The organism is Pseudomonas sp. MF6767, assembly GCF_016405475.1.
In the GTDB taxonomy this organism is placed as follows: Bacteria; Pseudomonadota; Gammaproteobacteria; order Pseudomonadales; family Pseudomonadaceae; genus Aquipseudomonas; species Aquipseudomonas paracarnis.
In genome coordinates this window covers 23,041-41,283 of sequence record NZ_JAEKCY010000033.1, presented here as the reverse complement: position 1 = coordinate 41,283, position 18,243 = coordinate 23,041, and the positions used below count along the sequence as shown (strand labels likewise).

Genomic DNA, 18,243 nt, shown 5'->3' with positions numbered 1-18,243 from the left:
GGCGTTCCCACGCGGAGCGTAGGAACGATCACGCTTGCACCGCCTGCAACCGGCTGGAACGAAAATCCTTGGGCGATACTTCGAACTGCTTCTTGAACGAGCGGCTGAAATGCGCCGAGTCGGTAAAGCCCCATTTGTAGGCAATCGAAGTGATCGACTCACTGCGCAGGAACGGGTTGGTCAAGTCATCCGCACTGCGCTTGAGCCGTGCGCGCTGGATATAGCGGCAGACGCTGTCGTCCTGTTCTTCAAACAGACGGTACAGGTGCCGCACCGAGATATTCAGGCGGTTGGCCAGGCCGATAGGGCTCAGGCCTGGCTGGCTCAGCGACTCATCAATGACTTTTTGCACATAGCTGCGCAGGTTATTGCCGTGCAACGCAGCAACGCCCTCGCGGCACTCGTCGCCCTGCTCCAACGCCGAACCCAACAGCGAGACGAAGGCCGCTTGCAGCGCCTCCACTTGCGTGGCGTCATCGTCGGTATCGTCCTTGCACAGTTGGTCCATCAGCACATGCAGCATGCGCCCACAGGCCTTGGTCGAGGAGATCTTGCCGAAGGCCCGTGCCTGACCGCCCAGGTGCTTGCATACCGCGTTGCGCGACAGGGACAGCGAGGCGTGTTCGATCAGGCCGAAGGGGGTGATTTCGATGGAGCCCACCGAGTCCATCAACAGCATCTCGCCAGGCGCCAGTTGCACGGTCTGCTCATTTTGGGTGATTTGCGAATAGCCGCTGCGCTGGCTGACCAGAAAACATTCCTGGTCGTTGTCATGGTCGGCGTGGTGCGTCGGGCGCTTGATCAGCCCGGCATTGGTGCGCAGGATGGCCAAGCCACGCGGCAGGTTATGGATCTCGCCGATAAACAGCGAACGGTTGAAAGCCAGTTCGGTATCGAAGTGGCCGCACGCGTCGCGCAGTTCGCGGTTCCAGCTGTCGAGCCCGTCAGGTGCATGCTGTGGGATGCTCATGGGGTGTCTCCGCAGTGGCGTTATTCTTGTTGTTCTGGCGCAATAGTTAACATGTTATCTATATGCGCGCAACAACAACCTGTTTGCCCTTTGCAGAAGCACTAATGGTGCCAATCAGAGGTCCGACAATACCCGCCGCAATCCGGCCAGTACGACCAAGAGATACCCGCGTTGCTCGGTGCTCAACCCAATGTAGCGCCGGAACGCCGGCATGCGGTTGACCACTTCACTGCCGCCCATATGCTCCAGGCGTACGCACCATTGCTGGTCTTGCAGCTCGATGCGCAGGCGCTTGAAATCCAGCGGCATCAACGCCTGGAACAACGCGCTGTCAGCCTGCAAACGCGCCTGCAACTCACGGCCCAGTGCCTGGTTGCCAGCGCGGCGTCGCACATGAATACCGCTGCGCCGGATCGCGCCGCCATGGTGCACCTCGAAGCTGCCAGCGCCACCCGCTGCAGCAGGAACGCGCAGGACACATTCGGTCAGCACCAGGTGCATCAACAACTGCGACTCGGTGCGCTCGACAATCTCGAAGGCCACACCGCCCACTTCAAGGCTTGCCAGGCCCAGGTCACGCCGCAGGTGGGCCAGGGTCACCCCCGGCCGATACCCGCGGGGTGCGCGGTCAGCACGAAACAGCTCAAACAGTTTTTGCCGCAAGGTCGCTATAACCCTCATGGGTGTGCCCCGGTTCGTGATTGAATTCCTTGGCCAACACCTCTTCCACGCAGGCGGGCTTGAAGGGGTTGACCTTCTGCACCACCAGGGTCCAGAACAGCGCATAGGTGGCCGTCACGCCGAGCATCACGCCAAACGGCACGTAGATGTCAGCAGGGTTCATGCCTGGCGGAGTGATAAACCACATGCCCAGCAGGATGCCGATGCTGGAGACGATCTGCGGCAGCGGGAACCACGGCGAGCGATAGGCCCGAGGCAAGTCCGGACGCCGAATGCGCAGGATCACCACCGACAGCGTCACCAACAGGTAAGCGAAACTCCACGCGCACACCGCCGCCAGCACCAGGTGCATGATGTTGTCGGTGTTGCCTCCCAGGTACAGCGCATGCAGGCACGGAATCAACATGGCCACCAGGATGCACAACAGCGGCGTCTTGAAACGCGGGTGCAGGTAGGTGAACACCTTGGGCAAGGCGCCATCCACCGCCATGCCGTAGAGGATACGCGGCACGCCGGCCATCAGGGTATTGATGGTCGCAGCGCCAGCGAACAGAAAGCCAATACCCAGCCACAACGGGCCGATCTGCCCCATTACCTGTTCGGCAAATCGGGGGATGGCCATGGGTGTGTCCAGCAGGTGCACGCCGGACGCGGCGTCGAGCACGACGTTTTCCACCTGGCGCTTCATCGCCGCGCCATAGATGAACATGCACGTCGCCACGCCCATCAGCCCGAGCATCATCGCCCGTGGCATCACCTTGGCCGATTGGCGCAGGTCCGGCGCCAGCGGGGTGACGAACTCGCAACCCACGAACATGAACATCGCCATGCCCACCAGCGACAGCACGGTGACCAGGTCGGTGCCTACCAGCGACTCACCGAACCAGCCCTCCAATTGCACCGCTGGCGCGGCGATCAGGCCCAGTACGCCGAACACCATCAGGGTGGTCCACATGCCGAAGGTCAGGATGATCTCGGCGCGGCCAAATGCGCTGACGCCAAAGGCGTTCAGCACGCCGAACACCAGTACGAAACCGACGCCCAGCAACCACGAGCCGCCGGCCGACTCTGCCAGGGTGTTGAGGTGTTCGAAGTTCACCAGGGCCATGACGCCGGCGAGAATGGTTTCGGCGGTGCCGGCGAACACATGCACGATCAGGTAGGCCGACAAGGTCCCGGTGATCGCAAAAAACCGGCCCATGCCGCAGTTGATGTAGTCGTACACCGAACCGGTGGTGGGCAGCATCGAGGCGGCCTCGGCGAAAGTCGTCGCCTGGGCCAGCATCATCACCACGGCGATCAGCATCGCCAGGGCAAACGCGCTGCCACCGATGCCAAAACCCATGGTGGCGGTGAGAATCACCGGGCTGGCCATGATCAGGCCGATGGTGCTGGCCAACGCAGTGGGAAAACCTACCGTACCCCGGTTGAGGTGTGCGGTGAGTCGGTCGTTGATCGACATGGAGGGGTCCTCGAAGCGGTTTTTTTAATGTGTCGGCACTCTGCGCCCCACTCCCGTTGATCGTCTTGCCCCTGTCTGCCGCCGGTTTTGTTGCTGCCTGCCAAGGCCTGCTGCCTGGCGGCCAGAGTCAATTGCCTGGCACGCAGGGAAAAGACTTGGCCTCACACCGCTCGCCCTAATGCGCCCTCACTCTTAACCAAGATGGGGGCAATAACAATGGAGCACACACTGAAAAACCGCTGCCTGCGCCAGACGGTCGGCCTGGGCGTGGCACTGTTGGTGGGCCAGGCGCAGGCCATCGAGTTGTATGCGGACGCCGACACCCAGGTCACCGGCAACTTCCTCGCCGTGTACGGTATGTTCAACAGCCCGAAGAACTACGATGGGCGCAGCGGCGGCTCCACTTGGCGTGAGGCGTTCATCAAGTACGGTCTGAGCGTCGAACAGCGCCTGGGCAACCTGGGCGGTGTGTATGGCACGGCCAACCTGGTGAGTTCCGGTACCTGGGGCGACGGCGATGCGGCCGGATTGACCAACGGCACCGAGCGCACCACCAAGTTTGACGAAGCCTTCGCCGGCTGGCGGTCTGGCGAGTTGTTACCGGCGCTGGGCAAGGACGGCCTGGACCTGTCGTTCGGTCGCCAGATCATCATGCTCGGCGACGGTTTTATCCTTAACGACGACGGCCCCAACCTGGGCAATGGCGTCGGCGACGGCGAGTTCAATCGCGGCGGCGCCTACTACATCGCCGCACGCCATGCCTTCGATAAGACGGCGGTGATTCGCCTGGGCGGCAAGGACGGTGTGCACGGCAGCCTGATGTGGATCAAGTCCGACAACCGCGCCCAGGCCCTCACCGAAATGGCCGCCGGCACCCTGGAATACAGTGCCGCGCCGGGCACCCTGGGGCTGACCTATATTCACGGCATCGATGTGGATGAGCGCTTCGCCACCGACCTGCAGCGCCAGCGCAAAGGCATGAACCTCTACAGCCTGCGCGGCACCGGCAATGCCGGTATCGACAACGCGCACTTCGCCTTCGAACTGGCGCGCCAAAGCCGTCGCGATGGCCAGGAAGATGCCGGTTACGCCGAAGCCGGCTACACCTTCGCCAACCTGCCGTGGTCACCGGACCTGACCTACCGCTACGCCCGTTATTCGAAGAACTGGGACGGCATGTTTTCAGGCTTCAACCGTGGCTACGGCACCTGGGTGCAGGGCGAAGTGGCGGGCAACTATTCCGGCCCCTTCAACAGTAATACCGCCGTGCAGCACGTGGCGCTCAAGGTCAAACCACTGGAGAACGTCACCCTGGGGGCGCTGTTCTTCGACTACAACACCGTCAGTACGCGCGGCCAATTGAACCTGGATGGCCGCGAACTGGACCTGTATGCCGAATGGGCCGTCAACGAGCACCTGATCATCACGCCGCTGCTGGGCCTTTACAAACCCGATAAATCAGCCGATACCGGTGGCAATCAGGTCGGCGGCAACGGCACCAATGTCTACAGCCAACTGGTGGTCGCCGTGCCGTTCTAAACTGCTTCGGGCGCGCAGGGAGGCAGCGCCCGGACTTCGGCATAGGCGCCCTGATGATAGAGCAGCGGCGCACGGCCAAAATCATCGAAGGCCACCACCTTGCCGATCATGATCCAATGGTCGCCGCCGTCCACCTGCTGGTATTTCTCGCAGTGAAAACGCGCCGAGCAATCGGCGAATACCGGCGAGCCCCCCTCCCCCGGCTCGTACTCGATCAGGGCGAAGCGGTCTTCACGGGGGCGGGCAAAATTGTTCGACAGGTGCACCTGATCCGCCGCCAAGACATTCACGGCAAAGTGGCTGGCCTCCTCGAACACGGCATGGCTGTTGGAGCGCTTGTCAATGCTCCACAGCACCAGCGGCGGGTCGAGGGATACCGAGTTGAAACTGTTGGCCGTCACGCCCACCTTGCGCCCGGAGGCGGTGGCGGCGGTGACCACGGTCACGCCAGTGGCAAAATTGCCCAAGGCGCGACGAAAGGCTCGTGGGTCGAATACGTCGGACATGCAAGACTCCCGGGTGGCCTCTTTGGGCCGCCCTGATTGTTGTAGGGAAAACGCAGCTACACCATGCTCGGGTCGGGTTCCAGTCCCATCAGCTCACGGCCAAGGATCTGCGCGCACACGTCATAGTCGGTGTAGGCATGCGCGCCGGTCATGTGGGCATCGCGGAACAGGCGCTGCATTTCGTTGTGTTCGAACCAGGCATTGCCACCGGCGGCGGCGAACAGCCGGTCTACCGCTTCGATGCACATCTTGGTGGCGTAGGCCTGGTTGGTGCGCCAGAACGCCAGGGTTTCTCGCGCTGGGTAGCGGTGGGCGGCGCTGTGTTCGGCGTGGTCTTGCCAGGTCTTCTCCAAAAACGCCCGAGCAGCGGCCACCTGGTGGGTGGACTCGGCCAGGCGCATCAGCGCCGGGGTCGCTGCGCCGACGGCGGCACCGGTATAGGCGCGCACACGGTTTTTGGTTTTTTCGCGGAACACCTCCAGCATGCGCTCGGCCACGCCGAGGCTGACGGTGGAAAAACCACTGGCGAAATACGGCCGGTACGGCGCGTAGAAAATCTGGCTGTCTGGGTAGAGACCAAAGCCTGCGGACTTGCCCTCCATCATGTCCTTGGCCTTCTGGATCCGGTGCTCAGGCACCCAGGCGTTGTCGATGATCAGGGTCTTGGTGCCGCTGCCTTTCATACCGGCCGCGAACCAGTCATCGCGGATCTGATAGTCACTGCGCGGCAGCACGGCAAAGCAGTAATCCTGGGTCCCTTCGGTATTCTGGCGACGGCAGCCGACAATCGCCCACTCGCCATGGTCACAACCGCTGCTCCAGCCCATCTCACCACTGAAGTACACGCCGCCCTCGCCCTCGGTCACCCGACCGAACGGCGCAATACTGCTGCTGGCCGTGGCATCCGGGTTGGCGCCCCAGATCTCCTCCTGCAACTGCGCCGAGAACAGCGCCAGTTGATGGCTATGGGTACACAACAAACTCATGGCCCAGGCGGTGCTGGCGCAACTGCCGGCGAGCAAGGCGATGCAGTCGGCGAATTCGGGCAGCGACAGTTCCAGGCCACCGAATGCCTTGGGCTGGAAGGCGCGGTGCAGGCCGATGCTTTTGAGCAGCGCGATATTCTCATCCGGCACTTGGCGCAGCTGTTCGGCACGGCTGGCGTTCGCGGCAATGGCAGGCAGAAGAGGCTTGAGGTCTTCGAGGAGCGGGTTTGGCTTTTTCATGGACGGCCCTGCTTATTATTGGAAGTCCGGCAGGCGCTCCGAATCGTGGAACGGCGCGGGATGCAGGGCCAGTATCAAACGGGTCGTGCAGGCGGGAAATGCACGTTCGGTAGGCAAGCTTGTACTTTTCACAAGCACGGCAGGCACAGGCATAAAAGCTGGCAGGCACAGTCAAGCCGCTTATCAGTGCGTTGGTTAACCTCGGGTTTTCTTTGTGAACTGCCAGGAACCTGCCATGAGCGATATCCCGTTGCTGCCTCAAGTGGAAGCCTTTTTGCGTCGCCGCCATGGGCTGTTTATCGACGGTGTCAGCGTGCACAGCCACGCCGATCAAACCCTGAACGTAATCAACCCTGCCAACAGCCGGGTGATCGCCGAAGTGGCCGATGCTGACCTGGCGGATATCGACGCTGCGGTCGCTTCTGCCAACCGTGGTTTTCAGCTGTGGTCCCAGGCTGCGCCCGCCATCCGCGGCAACGTGCTGCTTAAATTGGCCGACCTGCTGGAACAGCACCGCGAAGAACTCGCGCAGATCGAAACCTGCCAGTCAGGCAAGATCATCCAGATTTCCCGTGCCTTTGAGGTCGACCAGGCCGCGCACTTCCTGCGCTATTACGCAGGCTGGGCCACCAAGCTCAGCGGCCAGACCCTCACGCCCTCCCTGCCTTCGTTCAATGGCGAGCGTTACACCGCCTTCACCTTGCGCGAACCGGTGGGCGTGGTGGTAGGCATTGTGCCGTGGAATTTCTCGACCATGATCGCCATCTGGAAGCTGGCCTCGGCACTGGTGACCGGTTGCAGCATCATCATCAAGCCCAGCGAATTCACACCGCTAACCCTGCTGCGCATCGCCGAACTGGCCATCGACGCCGGGTTGCCGGCGGGGGTGCTCAACGTGCTGACCGGCGGCGGCCATGTCGGCAAGGGGCTGGTGGAACACCCCGGCACGCACAAGGTGTCCTTCACCGGCTCAGTGCCCACCGGTATTGCGGTGGGCCGCAGTGCCATGGGCGCCGGGCTGACCCGCGCGACCCTGGAACTGGGTGGCAAGAACGCCGCCGGCTTCCTGCGCGACATGGATGTAGACAAAGCGGTGGATGGCATTATCGAAGCGGGCTTCCTGCACTCGGGGCAAATCTGCGCAGCGGCCGAACGTTTCTTCGTGCACCGCTCGCAAATCGACGCTGTGCTGGAAAAACTCAAGGCGCGTCTCAGCCGCCTGACCATCGGCTCGCCCCTGGATGAACACACCGAATTCGGCCCGGTGACCCACCAGCAACACCAACAAAAACTGCTCGTCTACTTCAACCAGGCCCGCACCGAAAACAACACGATCATCCACGGCGGCCACCTCATCGACCGTCCCGGCTGCTACGTCGAACCCACCGTGATCCTGGCCAACCACCTGCACGACACCCTGCTCAACGAAGAAACCTTCGGCCCCATCGCCACCTTCCTGCCCTACGACGATGAAGACGAACTGCTCGCCATGATGAACCACGGCCCCTTCGGCTTGAGCGCCAGCCTGTGGACCAATGACCTGGGCAAGGCCCTGCGCATGATCCCGGCCATCAAGGCGGGGACTCTGTGGGTGAACATGCACACCTTGCTCGACCCGGCAGTACCGTTTGGTGGTAGCCGGTCTTCGGGGTTAGGGCGAGAGTTTGGTGGTGCGTTTATTGAGGATTACACCGAGCTTAAATCGGTGATGATTCGGTATTGAATGGCTGTAGGAGCGAGCCTGCTCGCGAAAAACGTCAACGATAACGCGTGCATCCTGAATACATGCGGCGGCTATGGTTTTTTCGCAAGCAAGCTCGCTCCTGCAAAAGTTCTAACTGAACGGAACCACCGCCTCCGCCTCAACCTCGATCAACCACTGAGGCAACGACAACCCACTGACGATAATCCACGAAGACGGCGGCGGGTTGTGCGCGAAGCGCTGGCGCAGCGCCTCGACAATCGGCTCCTGCTGATCCCGGGCAGATTCGACGATATACAGCCGCAGCATGATCACATGAGACAGGTCGCCCCCCACCTCGGTCAGCACCTTTTCGACATTGTCCAACGCCGTGGCCGTCTGCTCGGCAATACCTGGGCCCACCGTACGCTCTTGAGCATCAACCCCCACCTGCCCGGACAGCATGATCCGCCGACCCTCTGGCACTTCCATGGCCTGGCTGAAACCGTATTGCAGGGAGTTGAATACCGTCGTGGGATTAATGACCTTTCGTTGCATGACCAATCCTTGTTTGTCAGTAGGAAGACAAGGCTAACCTAGAGACACTACCCACGCTGACGGTTCAACATCCAGCAACATGTTCATGGGTCAAGCGCTGAACCTTGAGTGCCCGGAGGCCTGATGAAAACGCGCAAACCCAACAGGCAATCACATCCCCGTGTAGGAGCGAGCTTGCTCGCGAAAAACCCGCAGGCGCCGCGCATACTCAGGAAGCACGCGTTATCGTTGACGTTTTTCGCGAGCAAGCTCGCTCCTAAATGGGTTATTCAGCGTACCCGCAACGGCGCGGTTGTCGGACCGCTCTTACGCAACTTTCGGGTTGCGTCCGATGAACCTCACCGCTAACCTTCGCGGGTCGCTGCAAAATCAGCGAATGGGTGTGGTAGCCCAGTTCTTTCATAGACCCCAAAAACGCTCAAGGGCGTTTTTTTATGCGGGCTGCTTTGTGGCGGCTGTGCATGGGAGGCTTCGGCCTGCCGGGTTTCTATGACCGGTCTACCACCCCGTGTACAGTCGCCTCCTTACTTCGTGTGGTAGCGAAATGGAGGTGCTCATTCATAGGAGCTTCGCCATGAAAAAAGTCACACCCAATCCCCCACCATCCCCCTCGGATGACAACCCGCAACTCCCCCCCGATGTCATCTTCACCGTCCGCCCCGGGCTCAGTACTGAAGCCGCCTTGAGCAATGCCAGTGAAATGCTGGAGTCCGCGACTGTCTGCGCCTACGACTGTGCCGAACAGCTTGACGGTCACGCCCGCAAGCAGGTGCTGGCGGTGGTGCAGATGATCGAGATTGCGCAGTTGCTGGTAGATCACGCGCTGAACCGTGAGTGCCCGGTGGCCTGATGAAAACGCACAAACCCAACAGGCAATGACATTCCCCTGTGGGAGCCGTCGAGCTTTAGCGAGGCCGCGATAGCGGTGGGTCAGGCAATGAATATGTTGACCGTGCCGCCGCCATCGCAGCCTCGCTGGGGCTCGACAGCTCCCACATTGGATCGGCCGCGTCTCAGTAGATAGTGATCCATGCTGGAACTTCACTGCTATCATCCAGCCACTACTTATGACATGGAGGTCGCTATGCACCAGGTAACAACCCTCGCTGGCTTACTGGTATGCGGCGCCCTCACCGGCTGCAGCATCACCCAAACCGTCACCCCTGTTCCCTCCTCAACTATTCACTCGCCCGAAATCTGCATGATTCCCGCCGCAGGCTTGCGTGAAGGCTTCAATACGACTTACACCGCTCAATTACGCAGTAAGGGCTTTCAACCCCGCGAGTTGCCGCCAGGCGCCCCGCCCGCCAGTTGCGCGCTGTCGACCACTTATATCGGTACATGGAGCTGGGACATGGCGCTGTACATGAGCTTCGCCGATATTCAGGTGTTCGAGAACGGTCGAAGGGTCGGACAGGCGTTGTATGACTCAACTTCGGGTGGCGCCCGAATGGGCAAGTTCATCGATGCGCAAAGCAAAATCATCGAGATGACCAATCAGCTGTTTCCCAATGCTGATTACGGCATGACTCGACCGTCTTCCCTAGAGTGAGCTCACCCACCAGCCTGCGCCACACTTCACACCACCTTCTGTAGGAGCGAGCTTGCTCGCGAAAAACCCACAGCCGCCGCGCTTACTCAGGAAGCACGCGTTATCGTTGACGTCTTTCGCGAGCAAGCTCGCTCCTACAAGGCATTATCGTGCCAGGCTACCAGGTGCCCATCGCCAGGCTGTGCGGTGAAAATTCAGCGAATTGCCAACGCAAGGCCAACGCTGCCGGGCGGCGGACCACATGTTCCACCGTCACTGTCCACAGGCGCTGCGCGCCTTCGAACTCAGCCACTTGCGGCCCGCTCAGGATCAACGAAGTACGCCCGGCCACTTGCAGCACGTCGCCGGTCTCAAAATCAACAAACAACAACCCCGCCACCGGGTTGGCGTGCAGGTTGCCGAGGGTGTTGAAGAACAGGTTGCCGGCAAAATCCGGGATGGTCAGTACGTTGCCTTCCACGCGCACAAATCCCGTATTGCCGCCTCGGTGGGAGACGTCCACCGAGCGTTCGCCGTGCTGGTCGATGTAGCTGGCGACGAAGAAGGTGTCGGCGTGGCGGATCAGTGCTTGTGCGGCGTCGTCCAGGCGGCAGCTGCGCTCGGCCAGGTTGCCGGGTTTGCGTGCAATGCCAGCGACGGGCCGCAGTTGGATGTACTTGGGGCAATTGCCGAAGGTGTGCACTACGTCCACCGTAAAGCCCTCATCCTCAAGCGATCCGATCCGGCCATTCATGCGATTGCGGCGGCGGGTGTTGAGGTCGATGCCCAGCAGGCCGATCGCCGCGCCATCCGTTATCCCAGCCCAGGCGGGATCGCTTTTGGCGGACAGGCTGTCGATCTGCAGCGTGTGTGGGTCCGGTGAATGCGCAAACCCTGGAGCGCCTTCCAGCATCGTTGCCCAGGGGATGCCTTGTTCGTCCACCACACCCGCGATCAAGTACGGCAGCAGCGGATAAAAATCGCGGTGCTGCTCAGGCAAATGATCACGAATGACCTTGGGCCCGATCATGGCCATGCGTTCAGAGACGCCGGCACTTTCCTGCATGTGTCGTTCGCCGACATGCCAAGGGGTTGCTTCAATCGAGTGCATGGCGCTCACCTCCGGTTAGATACGAGCATGCTGCGCCCAGGCCGTAATGGAGAGAATGCCCACCCAGGGCAATCCACTATTACGCCAACTGAAACGCCGGATGCTCGCGCAACGCGGTGACGCAGTAGTCGACAAAGCTGCGCACGCGCATCGACGCATGACGGCCTTCGCGGTAGACCACATGCACCGGCTGCGGCGGCAACTCGAAGGTAGGCAACAGGCGCTGCAACTGGCCGCTCGCCAGGTGTTCGTGCAGCGGGTAACTCAAGGCTCGAATCACGCCCGCCCCCTGCACCGCTGCATTGATCGCGCCTTGGACAGTGGCGCAACGCAGCCGGGCGCGAGCCTTGAGGGTGTAATGCGGGAAATCCCAGTGCACCGGGTCGGCGCTGGCAATCAGATGATGCTGCTTGAGTTCAGCCGGATGCCGGGGCTCGCCCCGGATCGCCAAGTAAGCGGGGCTGGCGCAAAGGACAGTGCCCACCTGCCCGACTTGCCGCGCAATCAGCGACGAACTGGGCAATTCGCCGACCAGCACCGCCACGTCCAGCCCTTCTACGTGCAGGTTAGGGAAATAGTCGTGGTAATGCGCGATGACACGCACCGCTGGGTAGCGATCCGCATAACCGGCCAACAGCGGCGCCATGACATAGCGGCTGAACAGTAACGGCAGAAATATCCGCAGGTCGCCCTGGGCCTGCACATGCAAACCGTTGGCCGAGGCCTCGGCCGCGTCCACCGCTGCCAGCAGGCGCACGCAGTCGGCAAGGTAAGCCTGGCCTGCATCGGTCAGGTTGACACCGCGTGTACTACGTTGCAGCAACACCACGCGCAGGCGTGCCTCCAGGCGCGCAACTGCACGTACCAGGGTCGGCCCGGAAACCTGCGCATGACGTGCCGCCGACGCCAGGCTGGGTTGCCCGGCCAGCGCGGCAAACAGCTGCATATCGCGATAACGCTCCATCAGGCACGCTGCTTGGTCGCGGCGTTCAGGGCCGGGTCCTGCCCGAGGCGATGGCTGAGGAAATCCACAAAAGTATTGACCTTGGCCGGTACTCGGCCGTTTTGCTGGAACACCACGTGGATCGGCAGCGGCGCCGGTTCGAAATCCTCCAGTACCAGTTCCAGTTCCCCCGCCGCCACCGCTGCCGCGACTTGATAAGACAGCACCCGCGTCATGCCCCACCCCAGGCGGGCCAGGTTGATCGCGGCATTGTTGGCGGTGACAACCAGGCGTGGCTCGATGGGTACCTTCAGCGGCTGGCCGGCGTCAACGAATGTCCACTCACTGACCAGTTGGCTGGACGATGAGGTGACGAGCTTGGCCTCACGCAACTGCTCGGGGCGCTGGGGGCGCCCGTGTTGGTCAAGATAAGCCGGCGATGCGCACACCACCCGGCGTACTTCGCCGACCTTGATCGCTTGCTGCCCGGATTGCTGCAGGTGGCCGATACGCACCGCCACGTCAACACCTTCGTCGGTCATATTGACCACCCTATCGACCAGCAAGGCGTTGATACTCACCAACGGAAAACGGTCCAGATAATCCCCCAGTACCGGCGCCACATACAGCTCGCCAAACAGTACCGGTGCGGTCACCGTCAACTGGCCGCGCGGGATGGAGTAGCTGCCCGCCGCCGCTTCCTCGGCTTCGTCCAGCTCGGCAAGGATGCGTCGGCAATCGTCCAGGTAACGCTGGCCGGCTTCGGTCAAGTGCAGGCTGCGGGTGGTGCGCGCCAGCAACTGCGTGCCGATGCGTTGTTCCATGGCGGCAATGGCGCGGGTCACGCTGGGCGGCGACGTGTTCAGGCGCCGGGCGGCAGCAGCGAAGCCCTCCTCCTCGGCCACGGCCAGGAACACCTGCATTTCATGAAATCGATCCATCTCTACGCCTTCTGATTATGTGTCCCCCTGTGGCGAGGGAGCTTGCTCCCGCTGGGGCGCGCAGCGGCCCTGAAAGCTGCCAGCGCGGTTTGGCTGAATAAATACGGCAGCCTTGTTGGGGCTGCTGCGCAGCCCAGCGGGAGCAAGCTCCCTCGCCACAGGTGTTGGGCTTCAACTCGATTGCAAACCGACAGCCGTGCGCGGCATGCCGACAAAACCCGGCAGTGCTTCGATGCTGGCGAGCCAGGCGCGTACCTCAGGGTAGTCGGCCAGGGACACATTGCCTTCCGGCGCATGGGCCGCGTAGGTGTAGAAAGCGATATCGGCAATGCTGGGCTGCTCACTGGCGAGGAAACGGCTCTGGTTCAGTTGCTGTTCCATCACGCTCAGCAAGGCATGGGCACGGTTGATTGCACTGACAGTGTCCACCTCGGCGCCAAACACCGTGGCCAAGCGCGCCGTGGCAGGCCCGGCATGGAGTGGGCCGGCGGCGGCCGAGAGCCAACGCTGCACCCGGGCTTGCCCGACAGGGTCGCTCGGCAGCCATTCGCCGCGGCCATAGGTGCTGGCCAGATAAATCAGGATCGCATTGGAGTCGGCCAGTACCGTGCCGCCGTCATCAATCACCGGCACCTGGCCAAAGCTGTTCAGGGTGGTGAGGAACTCAGGCGTTTTATGCGCACCTTGCTTGAGGTCCACCAGGATAAATTCACTCGCCAGCCCCAGCAGGGACAACATCAGTTCGACCCGGTGGGAATGGCCGGACAGGGGGAAACCATAGAGTTTGATCGCAGGCTGGGTCATGACAGGCTCCAAATGAGTGGGTATCGACACCAGGGATGTTCTACCACTGCCATGTCTGGCGGAATGACCAGGATTCACAATCCAGCATTTCATCCAGCGAAACAATCTTCATTGACGTCATAGCCAAGCTTGGCGCGAGGTTTTCATGAAAAAATTCAAACTATCGCCGTCCCCATCGTTCACACCTTCACGTGCAACGTTAAGTAGGAGGCAACATGCAGTACCGACAACTGGGTCATTCCGGCCTGCTGGTATCGGAAATCATCCTGGGCACCGTGCCCTTTGGCGGTCGCGCAGAGTTTGAAAAATGCGGTGCGGTGGACGTGCCCCTGGCCAAGCGCATGTTCGATATGGCGTTCGACGCCGGGGTGAACATGGTCGACACCGCCGACCTCTATTCCCACGGCCTGGCCGAAGAAGTGGTGGGCAAGGCGCTGGGCGACAAGCGCAACGACATTCTGCTGGCCACCAAGGGCCGCAGCCCGGTAGACGACAACCCCAACAACTCCGGCTCGTCGCGCTACCACTTGATCCGCGCCTGCGAAGCCAGCCTCAAGCGCTTGGGCACCGACCACATCGACTTGTACCAACTGCACAACTGGGACGGCATGACGCCAATCGAAGAGACCCTGGAAGCCCTGCGCCTGTTGGTCGGCTCGGGCAAGATCCGCTACTTCGGCACCAGCAACTTCACCGCCTGGCAGATGATGAAAACCCTGGGCAAGGCTGAACTGCACGGCATGCTCAAGCCGATTACCCAGCAGATCTACTACACCCCGGAATCCCGCGAGGCCGAGTACGAGTTGCTGCCGTTGGCCCTGGACCAGCAGGTTGGCACTTTGGTATGGGGCCCGATGGGCGAAGGCTTGCTGACCGGCACGACCCGACGCGGGCACAAGCCGCCCGCCAATACCCGCCAGGGCAGCGGTTGGCCGGAACCCTACGTCCACGACCAGGAGCGTGCGCTGGACATTATCGAGACCCTCGCCGCCGTCGGTGATGAACACGGCGTCTCGGTCGCCCGCACCTGCCTGGCCTGGCTCAAGGATCGCCCGGGGATCACCTCGCTGATTATCGGCGCCCGTACGGAAGCACACCTGCGCGATAACCTGGCGGCCACCGAGCTGAAACTCACCGAAGAGCAGTCGGCGCGCATCGAAGCCGTCACTCGCCGTCAGCCGTTGTACCCCTACTGGCACCGCTTCACTGCCGGGATTGATCGTTTTGATCCAGCGGAGCAACCCTTCCTGGCCGAGCATCAAAAAACCCTGGATGCGCGCCAGGACAAGTAAAACAGCACCCGCTCCAATGCCGATGAATTAAGCGAACGCAATGCTCAAAGCAACGAAGATCCAATGTGGGAGCTGGCTTGCCTGCGAAAGCGGTGGTGCAGTAACAGATGCAGCGACTGACCTACCACTTTCGCGAGCAAGCCCGCTGCCACACAGGGACTGCGCTTGACTGAGTGGCACTGGGGCAATGCCCACATTTTCAGGGTTGCACCGAACGGCAATGCTGCCTATATTTCCCGTCTGGCGCTCTCTACGCCACCTTCCGCGGAAAGGGCTGCGCCCAAGACATCCCAGCTCCACCTCATTTCTACGACTCCCAACCTTGAAGCGGAAAAGGTTTGTGCAAGGAGCTCGTATGTCGCAACGCCCTTTAGCCTCCACTACCCATGGCCGCCTCAACCTTGAGCAGCAGCGCAAGCGCGCCAAGGAACTGTTGTCGCAGCTGAAAAGCCTAGACCCCAGCGCAACCTTGTCCCAGGCTCAATGGCAGGTAGCCAAACAGCTGGGCTTCGCCAGTTGGCCCAAGCTCAAGGCCCACGTCGACGCCCTCGACTTTGCCGCCCGCCACCCTGGTTTCGATGCCAGCGATGAATCCCGCACCACTCATTGGCGGTGTGGTAATGATATTGCCCACAGCCTGCAAGTGGCCGGGTTCAAGGGACAGTTCCGGATGCTCACTGACCCGTTGTGCATGGGGCCAGTGCGTGAACTACCCAGCGAAGCGTTCCGAGCGATGCGCAGTACCTTTATCAGTCAGGCCTTTGCCCTTGACTCCACTGAAGTTGCGCATCGCATCAACGATGAATACAACCAACTACAAGCCTTGAACAACGCCGATCACAGTGTGCTGTGGTGCGAGGCGGACGCCTACGATCAATTGTTCCTGGTCCGCGCCCTGGCTGGCCTTGAGCAGGCGCCGCGCAAGCTGGAGCTGATTGAGGCAGACCGAATTCCCGGCGTCGAGCGATTTATCGGCATAGGCCAATTGGCCCCCGATGTGCTGGCCTGGCTCTGGCCGCAGCGGCGCTTGATCGACGACGACGCAGTGCAGTTGGCCAAACGGGCCTGGTCGGCTTACTGCGACAGCTCACCGCTCAAGCTCGCGGAACTGGCCCATGGCAATCACCCTGCCCTGCCCTTTCTGGCGCCGGCGTTACGGCGTCAGTTACAGGAGTTGCCGGGTCTCGAGGACGGGTTGTCACTGACTGAACGTTTGTCCTTGAAATATATTACTGAGGTCGGGCCTGTGCCTTTCGGTCGGGTGTTTGCCGAGTTGATGGCCAAGCGCGAGCCACTGCCTTTCCTGGGCGATATGATGTTTCACGCGCTGCTGCGCCCATTGATTGATGGGACGGCGCCGCTGCTGATCGAGACCGAAACGAACATGGAGTGGCCGCGCCGCGTATTGGCGCTGACGCCACTGGCGCAGCAGGTACTGGACGGCAATGCCTGCTGGCTGGACCACGCCAGCCATGAGCGCTGGGTCGGTGGTGTGTGCCTGCGGCCACGGCAACCTCATTGGGCACTGGACCAAGATGATCTGCCCGTCTGGCGTGACTGATGCTGCACGATACGATCAGCGCTTGGGAAACAACCCCACGGCACATGCCACCACCGTCGGGTCGCCTTGATAGACCGCCCGCGGGCTAATCGAAGGCTGGGACGCTCGGCCGTCCACGGCGTGCAGCATGGGCCACTCAGCGATCGGAGAACTGTGTGCCGGATCGACAATTTCCATGCAGCGTCGTAGGGAGGTGAAGTCGGGCGACTGTGACAATGACAGGTGCAGGGTCTGGCTAACCGAGACCGACACTACAGAGCGCTGCGCACATTGCCCGTCATAGATCAGCGTGTGGCGGATCAACGGGTTGTCATGGCAGTACTTGAGCAGGTTGACCTGCCGTGAGTGCACCAGCGCAGTGTTGATGATCAGCAGGTCAAACGCCACAACGCCCGAGCGTGTCAGTGCCTGCAACTCGTCGAACGAACTCAACGGGGCGATGCGGTGATAGCCCAGCTGGTTGAGCATTTTCTCGATCTTGATCCGTTGCAAAAGCTCTGCATCGGCAATCAGAAGGCGTAACGCTTTATTGGACATAGGGTAAACCTGACAGTTGGGCATCCGCGTCGATCATTCAACGCTGAGCAAAGTAACCGTCAGGGGTGAACCCTGACTTTAAGGCGATTCTGAAACGGCAATCAGGGGCACACCGTACTTTTAAGAATCGCCTCAAAGCCTTCGTGCCACTCGCTACCTACCATGGTCTGCGTTCCCTCACCCGACCATGGAATTGCCGTGTTCATGTTTCTACTCAGAGTGGTGCTACTGGCCTGCGGGCTGCTGGTGCTTGCACCCCCGCCTGCCAATGCGGCGCTGAAGATCGAAGGCACCCGCCTGATCTATTTCGGCCAGGACAAGGCCGCCGGTATCAGTGTGGTCAACCAGGCCTCGCGGGAAGTGGTGGTGCAAACCTGGATCACCGGCGAGGACGAATCAGCCGACCGTACCGTGCCCTTTGCCGCCACCGAGCCATTGGTACAACTGGGCGCCGGGGAGCATCACAAGCTGCGCATACTGTATGCCGGTGAGGGCTTGCCCAGCGATCGTGAATCGCTGTTCTGGCTCAATATCATGGAAATCCCGCTCAAGGTCGAAGACCCCAACAGCGTGCAATTCGCGATCCGCCAGCGGCTCAAGCTGTTCTATCGCCCTCCCGCACTCCTGGGCGGCTCGGCCGAGGCGGTGCAGCAGTTGGTATGGAGCAGCGACGGGCGCACGGTGACGGCCAACAACCCCAGCGCCTTCCACCTATCGCTGGTCAACCTGCGAACCGACAGCCAGACACTCAGCGATTACCTGCTGCTCAAGCCTCATGAACGCAAAACCCTGACCGCGCTCGACGCTGTACCCAAGGGCACCACTCTCCACTTCACCGAAATCACCGATATCGGTTTGCAAGCCCGTCATAGCACGGCGCTCAACTGATAAATCACGGGG

At 61.3% G+C, this 18,243-nt stretch carries 17 protein-coding genes and 1 pseudogene; 7 read left to right on the top strand and 11 right to left on the bottom strand.

Annotated features, from left to right (window positions below):
* Positions 1-28 precede the first annotated feature (28 nt).
* The 3 genes from feaR to JFT58_RS29100 all read right to left on the bottom strand — a co-directional run bounded on the left by feaR (position 29) and on the right by JFT58_RS29100 (position 3,113).
* Positions 29-970: a transcriptional regulator FeaR gene (gene feaR, locus JFT58_RS29110; protein WP_054897406.1), complete on the bottom strand. Its 942-nt coding sequence runs from the start codon at positions 968-970 to the stop codon at positions 29-31.
* Positions 971-1,084: 114 nt separating this feature from the next.
* A complete protein-coding gene (locus JFT58_RS29105; RefSeq protein WP_054897405.1) occupies positions 1,085-1,651 on the bottom strand; it encodes a DUF3156 family protein in 567 nt (188 codons plus the stop codon).
* A complete protein-coding gene (locus tag JFT58_RS29100) occupies positions 1,614-3,113 on the bottom strand; it encodes an APC family permease (protein ID WP_054897404.1) in 1,500 nt (499 codons plus the stop codon). Before JFT58_RS29100 ends, JFT58_RS29105 begins: the two co-directional genes overlap by 38 nt.
* A gap of 216 nt (positions 3,114-3,329) precedes the next feature.
* Between JFT58_RS29100 and JFT58_RS29095 the strand changes: the two genes are divergently transcribed.
* Positions 3,330-4,652: a hypothetical protein gene (locus JFT58_RS29095; RefSeq protein ID WP_054897403.1), complete on the top strand. Its 1,323-nt coding sequence runs from the start codon at positions 3,330-3,332 to the stop codon at positions 4,650-4,652.
* A gap of 32 nt (positions 4,653-4,684) precedes the next feature.
* Here the strand turns inward: JFT58_RS29095 and JFT58_RS29090 are convergent.
* A pseudogene (locus tag JFT58_RS29090) lies at positions 4,685-5,158 on the bottom strand (flavin reductase family protein); the annotation flags it as partial.
* Positions 5,159-5,214: 56 nt separating this feature from the next.
* A complete protein-coding gene (locus tag JFT58_RS29085) occupies positions 5,215-6,384 on the bottom strand; it encodes a p-hydroxyphenylacetate 3-hydroxylase oxygenase component (RefSeq protein WP_034128200.1) in 1,170 nt (389 codons plus the stop codon).
* Between the two features lie 235 nt (positions 6,385-6,619).
* Between JFT58_RS29085 and JFT58_RS29080 the strand changes: the two genes are divergently transcribed.
* Positions 6,620-8,107, top strand: coding sequence for an aldehyde dehydrogenase family protein (locus tag JFT58_RS29080; RefSeq protein ID WP_054897402.1), 1,488 nt, complete (start codon positions 6,620-6,622; stop codon positions 8,105-8,107).
* Between the two features lie 111 nt (positions 8,108-8,218).
* Here the strand turns inward: JFT58_RS29080 and JFT58_RS29075 are convergent, their stop codons facing one another.
* Positions 8,219-8,623, bottom strand: coding sequence for a RidA family protein (locus JFT58_RS29075; protein WP_198834840.1), 405 nt, complete (start codon positions 8,621-8,623; stop codon positions 8,219-8,221).
* A 574-nt stretch (positions 8,624-9,197) separates the two neighbouring features.
* On the opposite strand from JFT58_RS29075, the gene JFT58_RS29070 reads away from it, so the two are divergent.
* Both JFT58_RS29070 and JFT58_RS29065 read left to right on the top strand, forming a co-directional pair.
* Positions 9,198-9,473, top strand: a complete 276-nt coding sequence (locus tag JFT58_RS29070) for a DUF6124 family protein (protein WP_054897400.1) — start codon at positions 9,198-9,200, stop codon at positions 9,471-9,473.
* Positions 9,474-9,707: 234 nt separating this feature from the next.
* Positions 9,708-10,175: an Sbal_3080 family lipoprotein gene (locus tag JFT58_RS29065; protein ID WP_054897399.1), complete on the top strand. Its 468-nt coding sequence runs from the start codon at positions 9,708-9,710 to the stop codon at positions 10,173-10,175.
* Between the two features lie 157 nt (positions 10,176-10,332).
* On the opposite strand, the gene JFT58_RS29060 is transcribed toward JFT58_RS29065, so the two are convergent.
* The 4 genes from JFT58_RS29060 to JFT58_RS29045 form a co-directional block, all read right to left on the bottom strand.
* Positions 10,333-11,265, bottom strand: coding sequence for a pyridoxamine 5'-phosphate oxidase family protein (locus JFT58_RS29060; protein ID WP_054897398.1), 933 nt, complete (start codon positions 11,263-11,265; stop codon positions 10,333-10,335).
* A gap of 79 nt (positions 11,266-11,344) precedes the next feature.
* On the bottom strand, positions 11,345-12,229 hold the full coding sequence (locus tag JFT58_RS29055) for a LysR family transcriptional regulator (protein WP_054897397.1): 885 nt from the start codon (positions 12,227-12,229) through the stop codon (positions 11,345-11,347).
* A complete protein-coding gene (locus JFT58_RS29050; protein ID WP_103299790.1) occupies positions 12,229-13,149 on the bottom strand; it encodes a LysR family transcriptional regulator in 921 nt (306 codons plus the stop codon). The genes JFT58_RS29055 and JFT58_RS29050 overlap by 1 nt, the downstream gene beginning before the upstream one ends.
* Before the next feature lie 171 nt (positions 13,150-13,320).
* The gene (locus JFT58_RS29045) at positions 13,321-13,953 is read right to left on the bottom strand and encodes a glutathione S-transferase family protein (RefSeq protein WP_054898366.1); all 633 of its coding nucleotides are present in this window, start codon (positions 13,951-13,953) and stop codon (positions 13,321-13,323) included.
* 215 nt (positions 13,954-14,168) lie between these two features.
* On the opposite strand from JFT58_RS29045, the gene JFT58_RS29040 reads away from it, so the two are divergent.
* The gene (locus tag JFT58_RS29040; protein WP_054898365.1) at positions 14,169-15,245 is read left to right on the top strand and encodes an aldo/keto reductase; all 1,077 of its coding nucleotides are present in this window, start codon (positions 14,169-14,171) and stop codon (positions 15,243-15,245) included.
* Positions 15,246-15,600: 355 nt separating this feature from the next.
* Complete coding sequence (locus JFT58_RS29035; RefSeq protein WP_054898364.1) at positions 15,601-16,806, top strand: DUF1835 domain-containing protein; 1,206 nt, start codon at positions 15,601-15,603, stop codon at positions 16,804-16,806.
* 15 nt (positions 16,807-16,821) lie between these two features.
* Here the strand turns inward: JFT58_RS29035 and JFT58_RS29030 are convergent, their stop codons facing one another.
* A complete protein-coding gene (locus JFT58_RS29030; protein ID WP_014719098.1) occupies positions 16,822-17,343 on the bottom strand; it encodes a hypothetical protein in 522 nt (173 codons plus the stop codon).
* Positions 17,344-17,541: 198 nt separating this feature from the next.
* On the opposite strand from JFT58_RS29030, the gene JFT58_RS29025 reads away from it, so the two are divergent.
* Entirely contained in the window at positions 17,542-18,231 is a 690-nt protein-coding gene (locus JFT58_RS29025; RefSeq protein ID WP_014719099.1) for a fimbrial biogenesis chaperone, read from the top strand.
* Positions 18,232-18,243: the final 12 nt, after the last annotated feature.